Origin of the sequence: Paracoccus seriniphilus, assembly GCF_028553745.1 — a bacterium.
In the GTDB taxonomy this organism is placed as follows: Bacteria; Pseudomonadota; Alphaproteobacteria; order Rhodobacterales; family Rhodobacteraceae; genus Paracoccus; species Paracoccus seriniphilus.
In genome coordinates, this window is record NZ_CP067132.1 from 176,877 (window position 1) to 196,020 (window position 19,144).

Annotated in this window: 16 protein-coding genes; 14 read left to right on the forward strand and 2 right to left on the reverse strand. The window is 62.1% G+C overall.

Annotated elements, in window-relative coordinates; all coding sequences use genetic code 11:
- The first annotated feature begins 21 nt into the window (after positions 1 to 21).
- The 14 genes from JHW44_RS19290 to JHW44_RS19355 all read left to right on the forward strand — a co-directional run bounded on the left by JHW44_RS19290 (position 22) and on the right by JHW44_RS19355 (position 17,060).
- Positions 22 to 2,511 (forward strand): N-acetylmuramoyl-L-alanine amidase, encoded by a 2,490-nt coding sequence (locus JHW44_RS19290; protein ID WP_089344127.1) that lies wholly within the window; start codon positions 22 to 24, stop codon positions 2,509 to 2,511.
- Positions 2,512 to 2,520: 9 nt separating this feature from the next.
- Positions 2,521 to 5,112, forward strand: a complete 2,592-nt coding sequence (locus JHW44_RS19295; RefSeq protein WP_089344128.1) for a trypsin-like serine peptidase — start codon at positions 2,521 to 2,523, stop codon at positions 5,110 to 5,112.
- 93 nt (positions 5,113 to 5,205) lie between these two features.
- Complete coding sequence (locus tag JHW44_RS19300) at positions 5,206 to 6,105, forward strand: LysR family transcriptional regulator (RefSeq protein ID WP_089344129.1); 900 nt, start codon at positions 5,206 to 5,208, stop codon at positions 6,103 to 6,105.
- Between the two features lie 136 nt (positions 6,106 to 6,241).
- Positions 6,242 to 6,910 (forward strand): DUF4286 family protein, encoded by a 669-nt coding sequence (locus tag JHW44_RS19305; protein WP_089344130.1) that lies wholly within the window; start codon positions 6,242 to 6,244, stop codon positions 6,908 to 6,910.
- Positions 6,911 to 6,987: 77 nt separating this feature from the next.
- Complete coding sequence (locus JHW44_RS19310; RefSeq protein ID WP_089344131.1) at positions 6,988 to 7,947, forward strand: TRAP transporter substrate-binding protein; 960 nt, start codon at positions 6,988 to 6,990, stop codon at positions 7,945 to 7,947.
- An 89-nt stretch (positions 7,948 to 8,036) separates the two neighbouring features.
- A complete protein-coding gene (locus JHW44_RS19315; RefSeq protein WP_089344132.1) occupies positions 8,037 to 8,546 on the forward strand; it encodes a TRAP transporter small permease in 510 nt (169 codons plus the stop codon).
- 2 nt (positions 8,547 to 8,548) lie between these two features.
- Positions 8,549 to 9,847, forward strand: a complete 1,299-nt coding sequence (locus JHW44_RS19320; protein ID WP_089344133.1) for a TRAP transporter large permease — start codon at positions 8,549 to 8,551, stop codon at positions 9,845 to 9,847.
- 8 nt (positions 9,848 to 9,855) lie between these two features.
- Positions 9,856 to 11,052 carry an amidase family protein gene (locus JHW44_RS19325; RefSeq protein WP_089344134.1) on the forward strand — a complete coding sequence of 399 codons (1,197 nt, stop codon included), beginning with the start codon at positions 9,856 to 9,858 and terminating at the stop codon, positions 11,050 to 11,052.
- Positions 11,049 to 11,894, forward strand: a complete 846-nt coding sequence (locus tag JHW44_RS19330) for a 6-bladed beta-propeller (RefSeq protein WP_089344135.1) — start codon at positions 11,049 to 11,051, stop codon at positions 11,892 to 11,894. The genes JHW44_RS19325 and JHW44_RS19330 overlap by 4 nt, the downstream gene beginning before the upstream one ends.
- Before the next feature lie 174 nt (positions 11,895 to 12,068).
- Entirely contained in the window at positions 12,069 to 12,989 is a 921-nt protein-coding gene (locus tag JHW44_RS19335; protein WP_089344193.1) for a sugar ABC transporter substrate-binding protein, read from the forward strand.
- Between the two features lie 64 nt (positions 12,990 to 13,053).
- Complete coding sequence (locus JHW44_RS19340) at positions 13,054 to 14,610, forward strand: sugar ABC transporter ATP-binding protein (protein ID WP_089344194.1); 1,557 nt, start codon at positions 13,054 to 13,056, stop codon at positions 14,608 to 14,610.
- A complete protein-coding gene (locus JHW44_RS19345; protein ID WP_089344136.1) occupies positions 14,607 to 15,605 on the forward strand; it encodes an ABC transporter permease in 999 nt (332 codons plus the stop codon). The genes JHW44_RS19340 and JHW44_RS19345 overlap by 4 nt, the downstream gene beginning before the upstream one ends.
- Positions 15,602 to 16,012 (forward strand): D-ribose pyranase, encoded by a 411-nt coding sequence (gene rbsD, locus JHW44_RS19350; protein ID WP_089344137.1) that lies wholly within the window; start codon positions 15,602 to 15,604, stop codon positions 16,010 to 16,012. Before JHW44_RS19345 ends, rbsD begins: the two co-directional genes overlap by 4 nt.
- Positions 16,013 to 16,046: 34 nt before the next feature.
- Positions 16,047 to 17,060: a LacI family DNA-binding transcriptional regulator gene (locus JHW44_RS19355; protein WP_089344138.1), complete on the forward strand. Its 1,014-nt coding sequence runs from the start codon at positions 16,047 to 16,049 to the stop codon at positions 17,058 to 17,060.
- A gap of 24 nt (positions 17,061 to 17,084) precedes the next feature.
- Here JHW44_RS19355 and JHW44_RS19360 read toward each other — a convergent pair whose 3' ends face one another.
- Complete coding sequence (locus JHW44_RS19360) at positions 17,085 to 18,101, reverse strand: Gfo/Idh/MocA family protein (protein ID WP_089344139.1); 1,017 nt, start codon at positions 18,099 to 18,101, stop codon at positions 17,085 to 17,087.
- Entirely contained in the window at positions 18,101 to 19,135 is a 1,035-nt protein-coding gene (locus JHW44_RS19365) for a Gfo/Idh/MocA family protein (RefSeq protein WP_089344140.1), read from the reverse strand. The genes JHW44_RS19360 and JHW44_RS19365 overlap by 1 nt, the downstream gene beginning before the upstream one ends.
- Positions 19,136 to 19,144 lie beyond the last annotated feature (9 nt).

Consider the following 19,144-nt stretch of genomic DNA (forward strand, 5'->3'; position numbering starts at 1 on the left):
TGAACAAACTGGGGGGAAACCATGTCGCTTGTCACGGATATCAATGCCCGCATTCAGACCGCCACGGACCAGAACGATTCCGAGGCGCTGGAAAAATTGCTGGACGAATTGTACCAGCAACGACAAGAGGCCGACAAACCCTATGACGCCTCTATCGAGTTGAAACCCGAATATCGCGACGAACTGGCCCCCGAAGGCTATGAAAGCGACGCGGCCATGAACTGGGCAAACCGCATTGCCCGCTCGAAACGGCTGGTGGATTATCGGGTCAAGCTGCTGGGCGGCTTCAAGGGGCCGCGGATCGTCTCCGAGGGCGACAGCTGGTTTCAATATCCCCTGCTGCTGACGGATATCATCGACAACTTCATCGCGCAAAGCGATCTGGCGACCTATTCTCTGGGTGCTGCGGGTGATCTGGTCGAACATATGGCCATCAGGCGCGAATATATCCGCGCCATTGGCACCACCGGCGCGCGGGTGATGCTGTTGTCGGGTGGCGGAAACGATCTGCTGGGCGATGGAAGGCTGTTTGACCTGCTGCGCCCCTATACACCCGGCGCATCGGCGGATGATCTGCTGGACATGGCCGCGCTGGAGGCAGCCTCGCAAGAGATCCTGGGCTATTACAACCGCATCCTTGTCGATGTCGCCATGAACCACCCCGGCGTGATGATCTTTGGCCACGGCTATGACACGCCCTTTCCCCGCAAGGGCAAGAAACATTTCGGCAAGCCACTGGAAGAGGCGGGCATTCCCCTGCCCGTGGGACGTGATGTCATCCGGATGATCGTCGAATATTTTCGTGAACGCCTGATGGTCCTGTCCGACCGGATGCCGAATTTCCGCTTTGTCGATCTGACCGATACGGTGGGCGAGCATCCCAATTCATGGTTCGACGAATTGCACCCCCATGATGCGGGGTTTGCCAAGGCCACCGCACCGCTTCTGGCGGCGGTGCGCGCGCATCTGGACGGTCCGCCAACCCCATTGTTTGAATCGGCGACCCCCGACACCGATGGGGTGGCGTCGGTCGGGCCAGTGCGCATCGTTCTGGATCCCGGCCATGGCGGCAGCACCAGCGTCTCGGGGTCCAGCTGGAACAATGCGCTGGGGCCAAGCGGATCGCTGGAAAAGACCTGGACGCTGGATGTCGCCAAACGCGCGCAGCGCATTCTGGCCGCGCGCGGGCTGGGCGCGGTGCTGACCCGCAGCGGTGACATCAATCTGACCTCCCAGTCGCGGCGCAACATCGCCCGCGCCATCGAGGCCGAGGTCTTCGTGTCCATCCATTTCAACGCCTCGAACGCACATAATGCGCAGGGCACGGAAACCTATATCCACAGCGATGCAGATTCCCCGCGCAGCATCCGGCTGATGCGCAATCTGCAGGCCACGATGGTGGCCGCGCTGGGGCATACCGACCGCAACCGGACGCGCAGCCATGATGGCGTGCTGCGCGGGGCCTATGGGGTGATCCGCGAAAACGGCCATTCGGCAGCAACCGCGGCCTGTCTGCTGGAGGTCAGCTTCATGGACCGCGTGGACGAGGAAAACCGCATCCGGCAAGACAGCTATCGCGAGCGCATCGCGACCGCCTTGGCCGATGGTATCCAGTCCTACATGACCGGAGAAACCGGGCTGGAAAGCAACGAGGTCATCGCAGCGCAGCAACCCGATGAATATGAGGACGCCATTCAGGAACATGCCGCCCGCGCCGGGCTGAGCGTGACCCAATATCTTGGCATTGCCGAGGCGCCGGCTGGAGTACCTGCAGTTCATGACCAGGGTGACAGCCGCGGACAGGGTCATATGGATGGCAGTCTCCTGCTGGAGTCCGATTTCCAGCCGGCCCCTGCCGCCACGGGATTGTTTGAACAGATGGCCCGCGACATCAGGCAGCGCCGCGCCCCTGGCGTGACGGACCCCGATCAGGGCGAGGATGCCTTTCTGGACGCTTCGCAGGCGCTGGACCTATCTGCCATCGGGCTTGATGCGGCGCACGACCGTGACATGCTGGAGCGCGCTTTCGCCAATGCAGGCGGCGCGGGCGGCCCTGACAATGCGGCTTTCGATTTCCCGGCCTTCCGCGCCTTTCTGGACTCATTGGACCTGCGTCACTTCACCGCCGCCGAACTTCTGTATCCGGGGGCTCTTGACAGAAGCCGGGCCTGCGCGGGCCGCAACAGGCTGCCACCGCGCGAACTCTGGGGCAATATCGCCACCACTGCACGCATGCTGGACGCGATCCGTGATCTGCTGGGCTGTCCCTTGCGCATTGTCAGCGGCTATCGTTGCGCGGATTTCAACAGTTGCATCGGCGGCCATCCCGCCAGTGAACATGTCAGATATGGTGCACTGGACTGGACCGCCACCGAGGGCAGCCCGGCCGACTGGCACCGCGTCGCGACCGAGATCCGTGACTCGCGCCCCGAATTCATGGGGGGCATCGGACGCTATGACAGGGCGCGCGTCATCCATATCGACACGCGCGGCCGCCGCGCGGACTGGTAGGAGGGCGCAATGACGGTGGAATTCTTCAGCGACTGGAACCAGCAACCCTTTGCCAAGCTGGAAGGCAATGCCAGCGTCCACCGTCCCGAACAGATGATGCGCGGCTGGACCGAGGTTGACGGGCTGGAGGCCAGCGTCGGCCCGCGTTCACTGATAGATGCCGGATTGCTGGAGCTGCTGGCCAGCTATCGCCGCGCGGTCTGCAGGATCATGTGTCAGGGCACTGATCATCGCGGCGTGACGGGCAGTTGGTCGGGCACTGGTTTTCTGGTCGGGCCGAACCTGTTGCTGACCAATCATCACGTGCTCAACAGCGTCGCCACCGCCATCGAGGCCCGCGTCGATTTCGAATATGAAAGATCGCGCGAGCAATTGTCCGGTGCGGCGGCGGCGGGCTATGGGCCGCGCCGGGAATTGCGCCTCGATCCTGAACGACTGTTCGTCACCAGCCCGGCAATTGGCGGGCTGGATTATACCTTTGTGCGCATCGCCGAGGATGTCGCGCAGCAATATGGCCATATCCCGATGTCACGCGGCTCTTTCACGGGGCGGCGCTATGAGCCGGTCTTTCTGCTGCATCATCCGAAGGGCGATCTGAAACAGGCTTCGGTCGATGATACCGAGATCCTGAATATCGACGCCGATCTGTTACTCTATGCTGCCGATACCGATGCCGGTTCGTCGGGCGCGCCGGTCATCACCCGCAATGGCAAGCTTTGCGCGCTGCATCATGCCTATCGCAACCGCGAACAGATGGACGCCCTGCATGCCGGACGCGCGCCGGCTCTGGTCGATGGCGGGGACTATGCGGTGGCGAATGAAGGCATCAAGATTTCCGCCATTGCGATCGATCTGGAAACCCAGCTGAATGGTCGCGGTCCCGATCAGGCCGCCATACGCGAGGTCCTGTCGAATTTCATCGACACCGACACCCTGACCGGCCCCTTTGGCGTGCTGGGCCGGCGCACCCGCACGGAAAGCAATCACCTGCAATCGGGCACCGCCCGCGTGGCCGAGGCCATCAATGCCACCGAGCAGGATCTGGATATCGCCGTCTGGAACATGGAATGGCTGAATGCCCTGCATGATGACAATGCCATCCGAAAACGCATTGCCACGGTTTTTGCCGATCTGACCCATGACGCCTGGGTGCTGAACGGCATTTCCCCCGAGGCCGCCATGGCCCTGCGGCGCACGTTGCGTGACAATTTCGGGCAGGAATATGACTGCATCCATGCCGAGGACGAAATCCACCCTGCCCAGCCCAGCATTTCGATCATCTACAATTCCCGCACCGTGGCCGTTACCCGCAAACCGTGGCCGCCCGAGGTCGAGGCACTTTGGCGGCTGCGCGCCGGGCGCGACATCGGCCTGCAGTCGCTGGATGGACCGGTCTTTCCAAGCTTTCCTGCCCGTTTCGAACTGACCGTCTTGCAACGCGAGGTCGAGACGTCTCTGACGGTCCTGCCGCTTTTCGTCGGAGAACGCAGCAACGCCATGCTGCGCCGGGCGGTTGCAGCGCGCCTGCTGCGCGTTATCGTCGACCAGATGGGCACGCAGGTAGATGCCAGACAGGACTGGTTGATCCTGGGCGATACCAATACACCATTGCGGGCAGCACGTCTTGATGCCCTGCGCGCGCTGGATTTCGACCCGGTGATCGCATTTGACCGCGAACGTGGCGGCATCACCTATCTGGCCGGGCGGCGCAGGATCATGTCGCATATCTTCGTGCCCAAGGGGATGCAGACCATCGACAATGACGGGGGGCTTGTCACGACGGTCGAACATGCCTTCGAGGGCGAGTTCATCGATTCCGTCACCGGGTCGACCCCCTTCGGATTGCGTATCTCGTTGCAGGACCCTTCGATCGCCTCGGATCTGGCGCAGATGGACCGGTTCCTGGCCGACCGACCCAGGCATGGTTCCCCCGAAGCCCCCCGCCTGCCGGCACCGGACACCACCCATGATTGGGTCTGGCAGGGGCTGAACAAAAGGGATTTCGTTCGCCAGAACCGCGCCGGGCTGCTTCTGGCCGTCGCGAATGCGAATGCCGGTCTTGCAGCGGACGACATTCCACTGCATCTGCGCGATCTCGTGGTGCTGATCTATTGCGAGGCCGGTTTCCGCAATGGCGCGATGGACCCACAAGCCTATCACAGTCTGGGCGAACGCGGCCTGCTGCCCCTGCCCGACAATCTGTCCTACTGGATCGGCGGCGAGGTCCCCCGCCATGACAGGCTGCTGCCGCTGGCGCGCAATATCACGCTCTATGCCCGCTATCTGGCGCAGGTGAAGAACCGCGCGGTGCGGCCCTCGTCGGCAGGAATGCTCTATCGTGACCTGTTCCGTGCATCGGAAATCATCGACCACCCGGAACGTCAATCCGCGCTGCTGGCAGGAATCATCCATGGCTATTTCGTCGGGCAGAACTTCCGCTCGGGACAGGCGCCCGAGCCAGCCCAGCTGCTGGCGCGCTATTGTCGTGATCTGCCGGCCGATCAGATCGTTCAGGGCACCGGATATGTCCATGAGCAGACAGCCATCCTGCGCAATCGCCAGGCCAATATCGACGCCGCATTGCGTCACGACTGGGCCTGACGTCCGCCCCCCGCGCGGCGCATTAAATTGCGCCTGCGACGGGTTCCCGCTAGGAAGGATCAGGCCAGATTGACATGAAACGGATGAGGCAGGGTGAATACGCGTTTTCTGGAAACCTTCGTCACCGTCGCCAATCTGGGCAGCTTTCGCGCCGCTGCCGAGCAACTGAACATCAGTCAGGCCACCGTTTCCAGCCGTATCTCGGCGCTGGAAACGGAACTGGGCGTGAATCTTTTTGACCGGGAATTTCACGCCACCCGCATCACCGTGGTCGGCGCGTTGATCCTGGACAAGGCCCAGGACATCCTGGCGGCCGAACGCAAGCTGTTGACCACCCTTTCAGACCCTGCCACGGCGGCGGGGCGCGTGCGGCTGGGGCTGGTCACCTCGATCGTGCACACATGGCTTTGCGATCTGATGGAAGAGGTCGCCCGGTGCTATCCCCGGCTGGAGATGGAGCTGACCATCGAGCCGACGACCAATATTGCCGCCACATTCGATCGCGGCGGTCTGGACATGCTGTTGACGACACAGGAACAGCAGGACGAACAGACCGCCTGCATGGAGTTGCCGCCACTTGCGATGGGCTGGTTCGGACCCGCCGGAATGCGTGATGAATCGCTGACGCTGGCGGATGTGATCACCGGGCCGCTGATCACCTTTACCCGCAATTCCCGCCCGCATGCCAATGTCCTTGCGCTGTTCGAAGAACAGGGGCTGCGCCCCTCTATGGTGCATTGCGTGACCTCGATTTCGGCCATCGCGCGTCTGACCGAGCGCGGGCTTGGCATTGCCACCCTGCCGCGGGGCTGCGATCTGGCCGGGCCGGACCTTTGTGAATTGCAGGTCGATGCGACGCTGCCCGATCTGCCACTGTATTGCGTCTGGCGCCGCAACTCTGATGCCGCCATCTATCGCGCCATTGCCGACCTGGCCCGGACCTGCGCCGAAGCGCATCGCGCCGCGTCTGGTTCTGATTTGAAATCAATGTGATAGAAAAACCCTATCACCCCTGAACAGAAATTCCCGTTTGCCTGAAAGGCGGATTCGGCTGAACCTTGTCCAAATGCAATCGACGCGGCGCAGGGCCATCCGTCCTGTCGGCCTCGTCCCCCACGCAGGACTCAACATGAGCAAGATCCGTTCGACAGAAGAAGCCCAATTGTTCGTGTGGAGCGACGTCGATCCCGACCACGAGGCCGATTTCAACCTGTGGTATGATCGCGAACATATGGAAGAACGCGTCCGCATCGACGGCTTTACCGGCGCCCGCCGCTATCGCGCGGTGTCGGGCTCGGCCCGTCGCTATCTGGCTTTGTATCGCGCGACCTCGCTGGCTGACTTCACCTCGGCCGCCTATCAAAAGGCCTTCACCCAGCAAACCCAATGGTCGGTGACCAATTTCACGCGCATGTCCAACACCCGCCGCCGGGTCATGCAGGTGGCACTGGAGGGCGGATTTGGCTGGGGCGCAGCGGTCGCGATGATCGAACTGATCCCCGGCGCGGTCGATCTGGAGACCATGCGTGCAGCCATGGAAGACCTGCTGGCGGTCGAAGGCGTCCTGCGTGTTCATTACATGATCCCGGATGAAACCCTTTCGACGCCCCTGCCCTCGGAACAGCGCGAGGGTCGCGTCCTGGCCCCCTGCCTTGTTGTCGATGTCACGACCGAGCCGGTGGCCGAGGCAACCCTGCGACAGTTGACCGAACGCTTTGACGGCGCGCTGCGCGAGGCGCAGACCTTCACCCTGCTCTGGGCGCTGAACGAAGACGACCTGCCGCCTTTGGCAGAGTGACAGAAAGCCGGACCGGGGGCTGCCCCTCGGTCCGGTTCAATACCCAAAAACGATAACCGATCGGGAGTTGACTACAGATGAAACGCTTTCTTCTTGGTACCGCAATCGCAGTCTTCGGCGCAGGTCTGGCGCAGGCCGAAACATGGAAAATGTCCGCCGATGCGCCGGACGGCAACTATCTGACCCAGAACATCCGTGCCTTTGCCGAAGACGTCGCCCGCCTGTCCGATGGTGAACTGGAAATCGAGGTCGTCTCGAATTCGGTTCTGCTCAAGCGAACCGATCTGAAACGCGGCGTTCAGCGTGGCATCGTCCCGATCGGCGAGGTTCTGATCTCGGCCCTGGGCAATGAAGATGCGGTCTATTCCGCCGACGCCGTGCCGCTGCTGGCAACGACCTTTGACGAGGCCAAGGCACTTTGGGATGCCTCGCGCCCGATCTATGAAGAAAAGCTGGCCGAAGATGGGCTGGTGCTGCTGTTTGCCGCGCCCTGGCCCCCTCAGGGCATCTACATGAACAGCGAAGTGACCGATGCCTCTTCCTTCGAAGGGGTCAAATTCCGCGCCTACAACCCTTCGACCGCGCGTCTGGCCGAACTTCTGGGTGCCGTGCCCGCGACCATCGCCACGGCCGAAATCTCGCAGGCGTTCTCGACCGGCGTGATCAATGGCATGATCACCTCGCCCTCGACCGGCGTGGACAGCCAGGCATGGGATTTCGTGTCCCACTACTATGACGTGCAGGCCTTCATTCCCAAGAACATGGTCATCGTGAACCAGTCCTCTTACGACGCCCTGTCCGACGAGGTGAAGACTGCTCTGCGCGAAGCCGCCGAAGTGGCCGAGACCCGCGGCTGGGAGATGGCCGAAACCGCCACCGCCGAGGCCACGCAGACCATGGCCGACAATGGCATGCAGGTTCTGCCCACTCCCGAGGGGCTGGCCAGCGATTTCGAGGAAATCGCGGCGACCATGCGCGCGGAATGGCTGGAAGAGGCTGGTGAAGAGGGCCAGACCATTGTCGACGCCATGAAGTAAGCCCATCGTCCCGGCCTCCTTCGTGGAGCCGGGCCCTCTTCGTTGCGCGGCAGACCGCGCAACGAATTCCAGCACAGGAGAATGTCGCGATGGTCCTGACCCGTCATCTGTTCAATTTCTGCGGGGCTCTGGCCGCGCTGTCCCTTGTGGGGATCGCGGTTCTGATCCTTGCGCAGATCGTGCTGCGCCTGATGGGCAGCCAGATTCCGTCAGCCGATGATTTCGCGGCATGGGGACTGTCTGCCTCGATCTTTCTGGCGCTGCCAACCGCACTGACCCATGGCGACCATATCCGCGTCACCTCGCTGCGCCAGCTGATGCCCCAGGGCATGGGCCATGTGGCCGATGTGCTGGCCGCCGGTTTCGCCACGATCCTGATGGGATGGGTGGCATGGGCGATCTTTGGCTATGTCCATGAAAGCTGGAGCTATGACGATGTCAGTCAGGGCATCGTCGCCGTGCCGCTGTGGATCCCGCAGTCAGCCATGGCCTTTGGCGCGATCCTATTTGCCATCGCCTTTGCCGAAGGGACATTGCGGCTGATCCTTGGCCTGCCGGTCGAACGCGACGATGTCGCCGAACAGATGCGGGGCGAGTGATCATGGAAATCCTGTCACAGACTGCCATTCTTGTCGTCACGCTGCTGGTCCTGCTGGGATTGGGCGTCTGGGTCGGGGTGGCGCTGCTGGCCTCGGCTGTGGTGATCTTTCTGATGTTCACCTCCAGCCCTGTCGATGCCATCCTTGGCACCACCATGTGGGCGCATTCGGCCAGTTGGACACTGACCGCCCTGCCGCTGTTCATCTGGATGGGAGAAATCCTTTATCGCACCCGTCTGGCCGAAGACCTGTTCACCGGCCTTGCGCCATGGGTCGGCCGTCTGCCCGGCGGATTGGCCCATGTGAATGTCGTCGGCTGCGGCATTTTCGCGGCGGTCTCGGGGTCATCGGCGGCCACGACCGCGACCGTCGGGCGGATTTCATTGCCCGAACTGAAATCGCGCGGCTATGACGACCGGCTTGCCATTGGCTCACTGGCAGGCTCGGGCACGCTTGGCCTGCTGATCCCGCCTTCGGTGGTGATGATCGTCTATGGCGTCGCGGCGCAGGTCTCGATCAACCGTTTGTTCATTGCCGGCGTCGTGCCGGGGCTGATGCTGATGGCTTTGTTTTCGGGATATATCATCCTGTGGTCGCGTCTGCATCCCGAGGCGATGCCCGACCCGGAAAACCGCATCGGCTGGGGTGAACGCCTCAAGCGGCTGCGCCTGCTTCTGCCGGTCGTGGGTCTGATCATCGGCGTCATCGGCTCGATCTATGCCGGCTATGCCACCGCGACCGAGGCCGCCGCCATCGGCGTGGCCGGGGCATTGATCATCGCCGGCATCGGCGGCTCGCTGACCCGTTCCAGTTTCATCGAGGCGCTGTTCGGGGCCACCCGCACCTCGGCCATGATCGGGCTGATCCTGCTGGGCGCGGCCTTCCTGACCTCGGCCATGAGCTTTTCGGGCCTGCCCGCAGACCTGGCCAAGGTCATCTCGGAAAGCGGCCTTGGCAAGGCCGGGCTGATCGCGGTGCTGACGGTGTTCTTTGTGCTGCTGGGCTGTTTCCTTGACGGAATCTCCATCGTCGTGCTGACCACCTCGGTCGTGATGCCCGCGATCGCGGCGGTCGGGATCGACCCCGTCTGGTTCGGCATCTATCTGATCATCGTGGTCGAGATGGCACAGATCACGCCGCCCCTTGGCTTCAACCTGTTCGTGATCCAGAACCTGACCGGGCGCGGCATCTTTGAAATCACCCGGATGATCGTGCCCTATTTCCTGATCCTCGTGCTGGCCGTGATCCTGCTGACCGCGTTCCCCGGCATTGCCACCTGGCTTGTCCAACAAACGATCTGAGACCGCAAATGACCCAAGACCTTCTGAACCAAGCCCGCGCCCAGGCCACTGCGCCCGATTTCATCCAGGTCTTCGACGACCCGATCACCGCCGAAGGCCCGCTGTCGGGCCTGACCGTGGCGGTCAAGGATCTGTTCGACGTGCAGGGCTATGCCACCGGCGCAGGAACCGCGCCGCGGACTGACCGTCCGCTTGCCACGCGCGACGCTGCGGCGGTTGCGCGGCTGCGTGCGGCGGGTGCGGGGCTGATCGGTCATGCCAATATGACCGAATATGCCTATTCCGGGCTGGGATTGAACCCCCATCACGGCACGCCACTGACACCCCTGATAGAGGGCTGCATCGCCGGTGGCTCGACCTCGGGCGGGGCGTCGGCCGTGGCGCGCGGCGTGGCCGATATCGCGCTTGGCACCGACACCGGCGGCTCGGCCCGTATTCCGGCGGCCTTCTGCGGCATCTACGGGTTCAAGCCGACCGCAAGCACGATCCCGCGCGATGGCGCGGTGCCTCTGTCGCATTCGCTGGACAGCGTCGGCGTGCTGACCCGTGATCCGGCCCTGTTGCGCCCGACGCTGAACGTGCTGCGCGACACGCCCCTGCCTGCCGCCGACATGCCCGGCACGGTGATCGTGCCGCAGAACTTCGGGCTGGACGATGTGGCACCGGAAATCGTTGAAGCCTTCGAGACCGCGCTGGAGGTTCTGGCCGAGGGCGGCATCTCGATCCGCCGCCTGTCACTGCCCTTCTTTGACCGCTATCGCGCCCTGCCTGTCTGGCAGTTCTCGGCGGTGGAATCGCGCTGCCATCATGGCGCGGAATATGACGCCCATCGTGACAGGCTGGACCCGCGCGTCGCCTCGCGCATGGCACGGGCCGAAGAAACCGATGCCCCCGGCTATGCCCGCACCTTGCTGGCGCGTCAGGCATTGGCCGATGAGGCCACACGCATCTTTGCCGACATGCCGATCCTCTTGCCAAGCGTTGCCATCATGCCCCCGCGGCTGAGCGATCTGGAGGATGATGCAAGCTATGACCGGCTGAACCTGCTGGCCCTGCGCAATACCAGCCTGGCCAATGTCATCGACGGCTGCTCGGTCAGCCTGCCGCTGGCCGATCTGCCCGGTGCCGGGCTGATGCTGACCGGTCCGCGTGGCAGCGATGCCATGATGCTGGGCATGGCCGAAGTGCTGGCCTCGGAACTATGAGCACCGCGCGCCCATGCGCCCATGTCGCATTGGGCGCGCAACGCTATCAGGTGCAGCATCTTGCGGTGGGCGCGGACGCGTCCTTCGCCGGTATCAGCGACCTTGCCGTGCTGGCCGACCGGATTGTCGTGCTGCGGCGGCAACTGCCGGAATTGCAACTTCTGAACACGGACGGCACCGGCAAGATCAACAGCCAGCCCCTGCCCCAGTTCACCTGCGGCCACGGTTTGCGTGTTCTGGAACCCGACCTGCTGGCCGCAACCGATATGGATGGGCACAAGGTCGTTTTCCTGAATGCCGAACTGGTCGAGATCGCGCGCCTGCATTGCAATGAACGCCCCGCGCTGGGGCGCCCCTTCAATCATCCGACCGATTGTGCGCGGGGGCCGGATGGGCGGCTGTATGTCTCGGACGGCTATGGCAACAGCGCTGTCCATGTCTTTGCCCGCGATCTGCGCCACCTGTTCAGCTTTGGTGAGCCGGGGACCGGCCCGGGCCAGTTTTCGACCCCACATAGCATATTGTTCGACAGCAAAGGGCAGCTTTGCGTGGCCGATCGCGAAAACAACCGCGTGCAGAGATTTGATGCCGAGGGCCGCTTTCTGGACCAGATCGAAGACCTCTACAAACCCATGGCGCTTGCATTGCGACCCGATGGCGTGCTGCTGGTCACGGATCAGACACCACGCCTGTCAGCATATGATCCGCAGGGCAACCTGATGGGGCGCTGCCGGACCTTTGCCACCTTTGCCCATGGCGTGGATGTTGCGAAGAATGGCAGCATCTTTCTGGCCGAGATGATGCCCGACCGGGTGACCTGCCTGCGCCCGACCGCCGACTGACCTCGGCATTTTTCCGGTTCGCCCCGATATGCAAAACCTCGCGCGAACTCTGCAGACATCAGATATGAAACGTTTCATATTGACTTGCAAAATATTCACATCATAGTGATCTCAAGCCGCCGTGACGCAGGAGGAGAGCGTCAGGGCAGCTTGGGGATCATCAGGGAGGATGACATGAAACTCAGGAATCTTGCGATTACCGCTGCCACCGGCTTGCTGCTGTCGTCGGGCATCGCCATGGCCGATGACAAACCTGTCGTGGGGCTGGTCATGAAGTCGCTGGCCAATGAATTTTTCCAAAGCATGCTGGCAGGTGCCGAGGCACATGCCGCCGAGCGCGGCGATTTCGAACTGATCGCCGTGGGGATGCAGAACGAAACCGATTTCGAGGCCCAGATCAACGCAGTCGACAATTTCATCACCCAGGGCGTGGATGCCATCGTCGTCGCACCGGCAGACAGCCGCGCCATGGTGCGGCCGCTCAAAAAAGCCGTTGAAGCAGGCATCGTCGTGGTGAATTTCGACGTGGCTCTGGATACCGAGGCCAAGGAGCAACAGGGCTTCGAGCTTGCCTTTGTCGGCCCTGACAACCGTGGCGGCGCAGCCATGGCCGGCGATGCCCTTGGCGAAAAGCTGGGCGAAGGCGCAAAGGTCGTCATCATCGAGGGTAACCCCGGTGCCGACAATGCCACCCAACGCCTGCTGGGATTTCAGGATTCGGTCGAGAAATACAAGCTGGAGCTTCTGGACAGCCGCACGGCCCATTGGGAAACCGAAGAGGCCAATCAGGTCTTTTCGACGATGCTGACAGCACATCCCGACATTCAAGGGGTAATGGCAGCCAATGACTCGATGGCGGTGGGAGTCGTCAAGGCGCTGGAAGCGGCGGGACGCGACGATATCGAGGTGGTCGGCTTCGACAACATCCCCGCCGTTGCCCCGATGATCGAAGATGGCCGCATGCTGGCCACGGTCGATCAGTTCGGGCAGGAGATGGCCGCCAATGCCATTGACCTGGCGCTGGAAGTCCTTGCCGGTGGTCCGGAACTGGAAGGCTGGGTGAAAACCGACATCAAGCTGGTGACGGCTGACTAGGCCATCGGTGCCCGACAAGATGATGTCGGGCACATTCCCAATCCACGAACAGGATCGCAGATTGATGTCGCAAGCATTGCCACAGGCGCATCAGCCAGATGCGCTGCTGTTAGACGTGCAAAACCTTCAGAAATCCTTTGGCGGCGTGCATGCGCTGAGTGGCGTCAGCTTTTCGCTGAAAGCGGGCGAGGTTCACGCGCTGGTGGGTGAAAATGGCGCGGGAAAATCGACCTTGATCAAGGTCTTGTCCGGCGTCCACAAATATGATGCCGGCGAAATCACGCTGGCCGGGGCGCCATTCAAGCCGACCGATCCGCATTTTGCCAAGGCCGCAGGCATTCAGGTCGTCCATCAGGAATTCAACCTGCTGAAAGATCTGAGCATCGCCGAAAATATTTCGATCGAGGCCTTCCCCCGCAAACGCTTTGGCCTGCTTGACCGCGCCGAGATGAAAGCCCGCGCCCGCCGGGCGCTGGATGCCATCGGGTTGAATGATGTCGATGTCGATGCGCCGGTGCGCAGTCTTGGGATCGCGCATCGTCAGTTGATCGAGATTGCCCGTGCCCTGCAGACCGACAGCCGCATCCTGATCCTGGACGAACCCACCGCCACGCTGACCGAGCGTGAGACATCGCGGTTGTTCGAAATCATTGCGGGCATCAAGGCCAAGGGCGTGACGGTGGTCTTTGTCTCGCACCATCTGGACGAAGTTTTTGCCATTTGTGACCGGGTGACGGTGTTTCGAAACGGCCGGACAATCACGACAGAAGACATTGCCGAAACCTCGCCCGAGGGCATCGTGCGCCACATGGTCGGGCGCAATCTGGCGCAGCAGGAAAAGGAAATACACGTCCCCATCGACAAGGATGTCGTCCTGTCCGTCTCGGCGCTGCAAACCAGCCAGAACCCGGACCCGAACGGCGTGTCATTCGAACTGCATCGCGGCGAAATCCTTGGCATCGCGGGACTTGTCGGCGCCGGTCGCACCGAAGTGCTGCGGGCGATTTTCGGAGCTGATCCGATCCGCTCGGGCGTGATCACACGCAACGGCCATGCGCTGAACATCAATGGGCCGCGCGATGCCATTGCCGCCGGCATCGGCTTTGTCACCGAAGACCGCAAGGATGAGGGGCTGATCCTCGACATGCCGATTGCGGCCAATAGCTCTCTGGTGAATATCAGACAGGTCTCGCGTCACGGGTTGCTGGATTTCGCACGCGAACGTCAGATGGCTGTCGAGGGCGGTACGCGGCTGAAACTGAAATATGGCAAGACCTCGGATCCGGTCTCCAGCCTGTCGGGGGGCAACCAGCAGAAGGTCGTTCTGGCCAAATGGCTGGCCAATGACCCTGAAATCCTGTTGCTGGACGAACCCACGCGTGGCGTCGATGTCGGCGCCAAGGCCGAGATCTATGCCATCCTCAAGGGGCTGGCGGCCAACGGCATGTCGATGATTGTCGTTTCCTCTGAATTGCCCGAACTGATCACCCTGACCGACAGGATGCTGGTCATGTCGGAAAACAGCATTCAGGGCATCTTGATGCCGCAGGACTATGATCAGGAAACCATTCTGAAACTGGCCTATGGTCAATCCGACGTCGCGAAAGGACCGACCCAATGAGTTCCGCACATGAAGCCAATATCGCGGCACGGGGCAAAAGCTTTTCCCTGAAGGCCATTCTCAACAATGCCGGTATCGGCCTGGCACTTCTGCTGGTGATTGCCTTCTTCTCGGTGACGACGGAACATTTCCTGTCATCGAACAATATCACCAATATCCTGACCCAGATCACGATCAACCTGATCCTTGCCGTCGGGATGACCTTCGTGATCCTGATCGGGGGAATAGACCTCTCTGTCGGATCGGTCATGGCCTTTGCGGCCGTGGTGGCGGGCAAGGCGATCACCCTGCCCGGTCTGGGGGTGACAGAACTGATCCTGCTGGCCTGTCTGGCCGGCGTTCTGGCGGGGTTGGTCTGCGGAATCCTGAACGGGGTGCTCAGCGCCTATTGGTCCCTGCCTTCATTCATCATCACCCTGGGCATGCTGAATATCGCCCGCGGCGCGGCCCTGCAGATTTCGGGGGCACAGACGATCTATTCCTTTCCCTTTGTCTTCGAAGAGTTCGGATCCAAGCTGATCTACGGCGTGCCAGTGGTCTTTCTGCTGGCGCTGCTGCTGGTGCTGATCGCCTGGTTCGTTCTGAACCGCACCGTCTTTGGGCGGCTGATCTATGGCATCGGGAACAATGAAGAGGCCGTCCGCCTGGCCGGGCATCCGGTGTTCTGGTACAAGGTCGCCGCCTTCACCATCTGCGGTCTGACCGCCGGGATTGCCGCGATCGTCTATATGGCGCGTCTCAGCATCGCCAGCCCGATCGCGGGGATCGGCTTTGAACTGAACGCAATTGCGGCGGTCATCATCGGCGGCACCAGCCTGTCGGGCGGGCGCGGATCGGTGATCGGGACATTGCTGGGCGCATTCATCATCGGCGTTCTGGCAAACGGGTTGATCCTGATCGGATTAAGCGACTTTATGCGCCAGATGATCACCGGCGTGGTCATCATCATCGCTGTCATTCTGGATCATTACCGCGCGAGGCTGTCCGCATCATGAAACGTAGCATCCTGATCAACCGTCATCTCAGCACGCTTGTTGCCTCGCTGGGGCATCTGGACGAAATCGTCGTGGCGGATGCCGGATTACCCGTGCCCGATGGGGTGCCGGTGATCGATCTGGCGGTCAAACCGGGGGTTCCCGGATTCTGGGACGTGCTGGATGCCCTGCGTTCGGAACTGGTGATCGAAGCTGCAGTTATCGCCGATGAGGCCAATGATGACCTGCAAGCCGCATTCGCCGATTTCATGAAGGACTGGTCGCAGGAAACGAAAAAGCATATCGCCCTTTCCACGACCTCTCACGGGGCTTTCAAGGACCGCAGCGCGCGTTCGAAAGCAGTGATCCGCACTGGTGAATGCACCCCCTATTGCAATGTCATCCTTGTCAGCGGCGTGCCATTTTGAGCAGAAAGGCCAAGGCAGGAACATCGGGGACGTCATGGCCACGATAAAGGATGTCGCGCGCGAAGCCGGGGTTTCCGTGGGCACCGTGTCAAAGGTCATCTCGCGGGATGCCACGGTCAAACCCGCCCTGCGCGAACGTGTCCTGAAGGCCATCGCCACCCTTGGCTACCGACCCAATCTGGCGGCCCGCGCCCTGCGGACCAACACGGTTAATGTGATCGGACTGGTCGTGCCGGATATCTCCAACCCGTTTTTCGCCGCGCTTGCCAAGCGGATCGAGGCCGAGGCCGCCAAATACGCCCATTCGGTCATGCTGGCCAATTCCGATGACGACCCCGAGGCCGAGGCGCGCCAGATCGCCGCCCTGCTGGGCCAGCTTCCCAAGGGGCTGATCATCGTGGGAGCCGAGACCAAAGCGGTCAAGACGGTCAAGAGTGATGTTCCGATCGTGTCGGTCGACCGGCGCTATGGGGCCTATCCGCTGATCGCGACCAATCACGAAACCGCCTCTGCCCTGCAGGCGGACCATCTTGTCGCTCTGGGGCATCGGCGGATCGGCTATATCTCGGGGCCGGACACGACCGAGGTCGGGCGGCTGCGCAAACAGGGGTTCTACGGTCGCATCATGCAACTGTCAGATCCCGGCGATCCGGTCAGGCTGATCATCCGTGAGGGCAGCTTCGATTACACCTCGGGCGAACTGCTGGCCCGCGCGATGCTGGAACTGCCACCGGACGAGCGGCCGACCGCGATTGCGGCGGCCAGCGACCAGCAGGCGATTGGCGCGTTGCGCCTTGCCCGCGACATGGGCATCGAGGTTCCCGCCCGACTGTCCATTGCGGGTTTTGACAATATCGACCTTGCCAAACTGGTCGTGCCGCGGCTGACCAGTGTCGCACAGCGTATCGAAGAGATTGCCGTGCTGGCCGTTCAACGAATCCTGAACCCGGGACAAACAGGAACCAAGCCCGCCGATGTGCTGGTGGGTGCCGATCTTGTCGCGCGCGGATCTTCCGGCCCGGCCCCCAACGCCAAGGCGCCGGGGTGACCAAGGACCGATCGCCAATCGGTTTCAGCTACGGGACGCTCTGGCCATTTCCTGCGCTTCGATCGCCAGTTCACAGACCCTGAAGCTGCGCGACTGCGGGCAGGCCGTTTCGGTCCGATCGCGAATATCGTTCAGAAGATCGCTGAAATAGGGCATGCCGGCTTGGGCACAATCGATATGGGTGCATTGATCCCTGTTCACCAGAAACAGGTGATTGTCGCCCGGACGCCCGTCCACATCCACATATTTTCGCAGTTCGATGGTGCCTTCGGTGCCGGTGATGAACAACCGCCCATCGCCCCAATTTGGCAGCGCGTCGGCCGTATACCAATCGACGCGGATAAATCCCTGCGCCGCTCCCGATCTCAGGGCAATCGTGCCGAAATCCTCGAACTTCGGGTGCCGGGGATTGGCGTGATTGGCGATGGTCGCCATGGTGATCTCGGCGTCCTCGGATCCGGTGAAATGCAGGAACTGCTCTATCTGATGCGAGGCGATATCGGTCAGGATTCCACCGTAGGTCGCAGCATCAAAAAACCAGTCGGGACGACTGGCCGCATTCAGTCGATGCGGCCCCAGTCCGGTCGTGTGGACGACCTTGCCGATGGCGCCTTCGCGCACCAGTCGTGTCGCCACGGTGACGGCGGGAACCTCGAAACGTTCCGAGAAGTTTACCGACCAGATCCGGCCGGTTTCCTCGACAGTCTCGCGCAGGTGACGAACCTCATCCAGCGAGATGCAGCCGGGCTTATCGACCATGACATCCTTGCCCGCGCGCATTGCCCTGATGGCCAGATCGGCGCGCTGATCGGGACGGCAGGCAATGAGAACCAGTGCGATGCTGTCATCATTCAGGATTTCGTCCAGACTTTCAGCGCGGGGCGCATCAGGAAAGCGCTTGAGGAACCCCGAAACGGGCTGGGGGTTGCCTTCGGTCCACCAGGCGGCCAGCTGTGCGCCGGCATCGATCATGCCCTGGGACATGCCATAGATATGGCGGTGATCCATTCCAAGGGCGGCGAAACGCAGTCCGGCCATCATCATTCTCCGATTTCTACGGTGGTTCCGCTTGCCCCGGATCGGGTCATGGCGTCGATCAGCGCGTGAACGCGCAGGGCCTCGCGCCCGGTGATGCGTGGCGGGCGCTTGTCTCGGATCGCGCGGGCGAAGTCCTCGATCAGTTCGCGATGCCAATCGCAGGGAAAGGCCATGGGATCCGCCCCGCCCCCCGTGCCTGAAACCTCCCCGACGGTTTCGCGGCGACCGTCACGCCATGTCACGACAAGCTTCCCCCCCGTCAGAACCGCCGTGCCCCTTGTCCCATCCAGCACCAGGCGTTCTTCTTCGCCGGGATAGGTGGCGGTGGTCGCCACCACCGAACCCACCGCGCCATTGTCAAAGCGAATGCCTGCCGTGGCGAAGTCCTCGGCCTCCATGTCATGCTGGGCGGTGGTCGCCGTGAAAGCCTGCACCCTTCGGGCCGGACCCGTCAGGCTGAGCATCAGGTCCAGCACATGGATCGCCTGCGAAATCAGCACGCCGCCACCGTCGCGTTCGAAAGTGCCGCGCCCCGGAACATCGTAATAGGACTGATCGCGCCACCACGGGATCTCGGCCCGCACAAGTGCCAGATCACCCAACTCACCCTGATCGACCAGTTCCCGCAACCGCAGCGCGCCCTTGCGCATGCGATGCTGAAACACGATCCCCAGCGTGACGCCCTTTGCCTCGCATTCGGCAACGATATCCTGCGCCGCCTTCAGGCTGCGTTCGACGGGCTTTTCCATCAGGATATCCTTGCCCGCCGAGGCCATCTCGGACAGGATTGCCGCGCGCTGGTTGGGCGGGGTTGCGATGATGACACCATCGGTCCCCGGGTCGGCGGCAATCGCCGCAAGGCTGTCAAACACCGGGAAACCGAAGGTCTTGCTGACCGCCTCGGCCTTGGCGGGGCTTCGATTGAAAACACCGGAGACATTGACCCGGCCCTTCAGTTCGGCCAGCGCCTCCAGATGCGGTTTGGTTGCCATGCCAAGGCCGATCACGGCAAGATTTGCAATGGGTTTTTCAGTCATTTCAAGTTC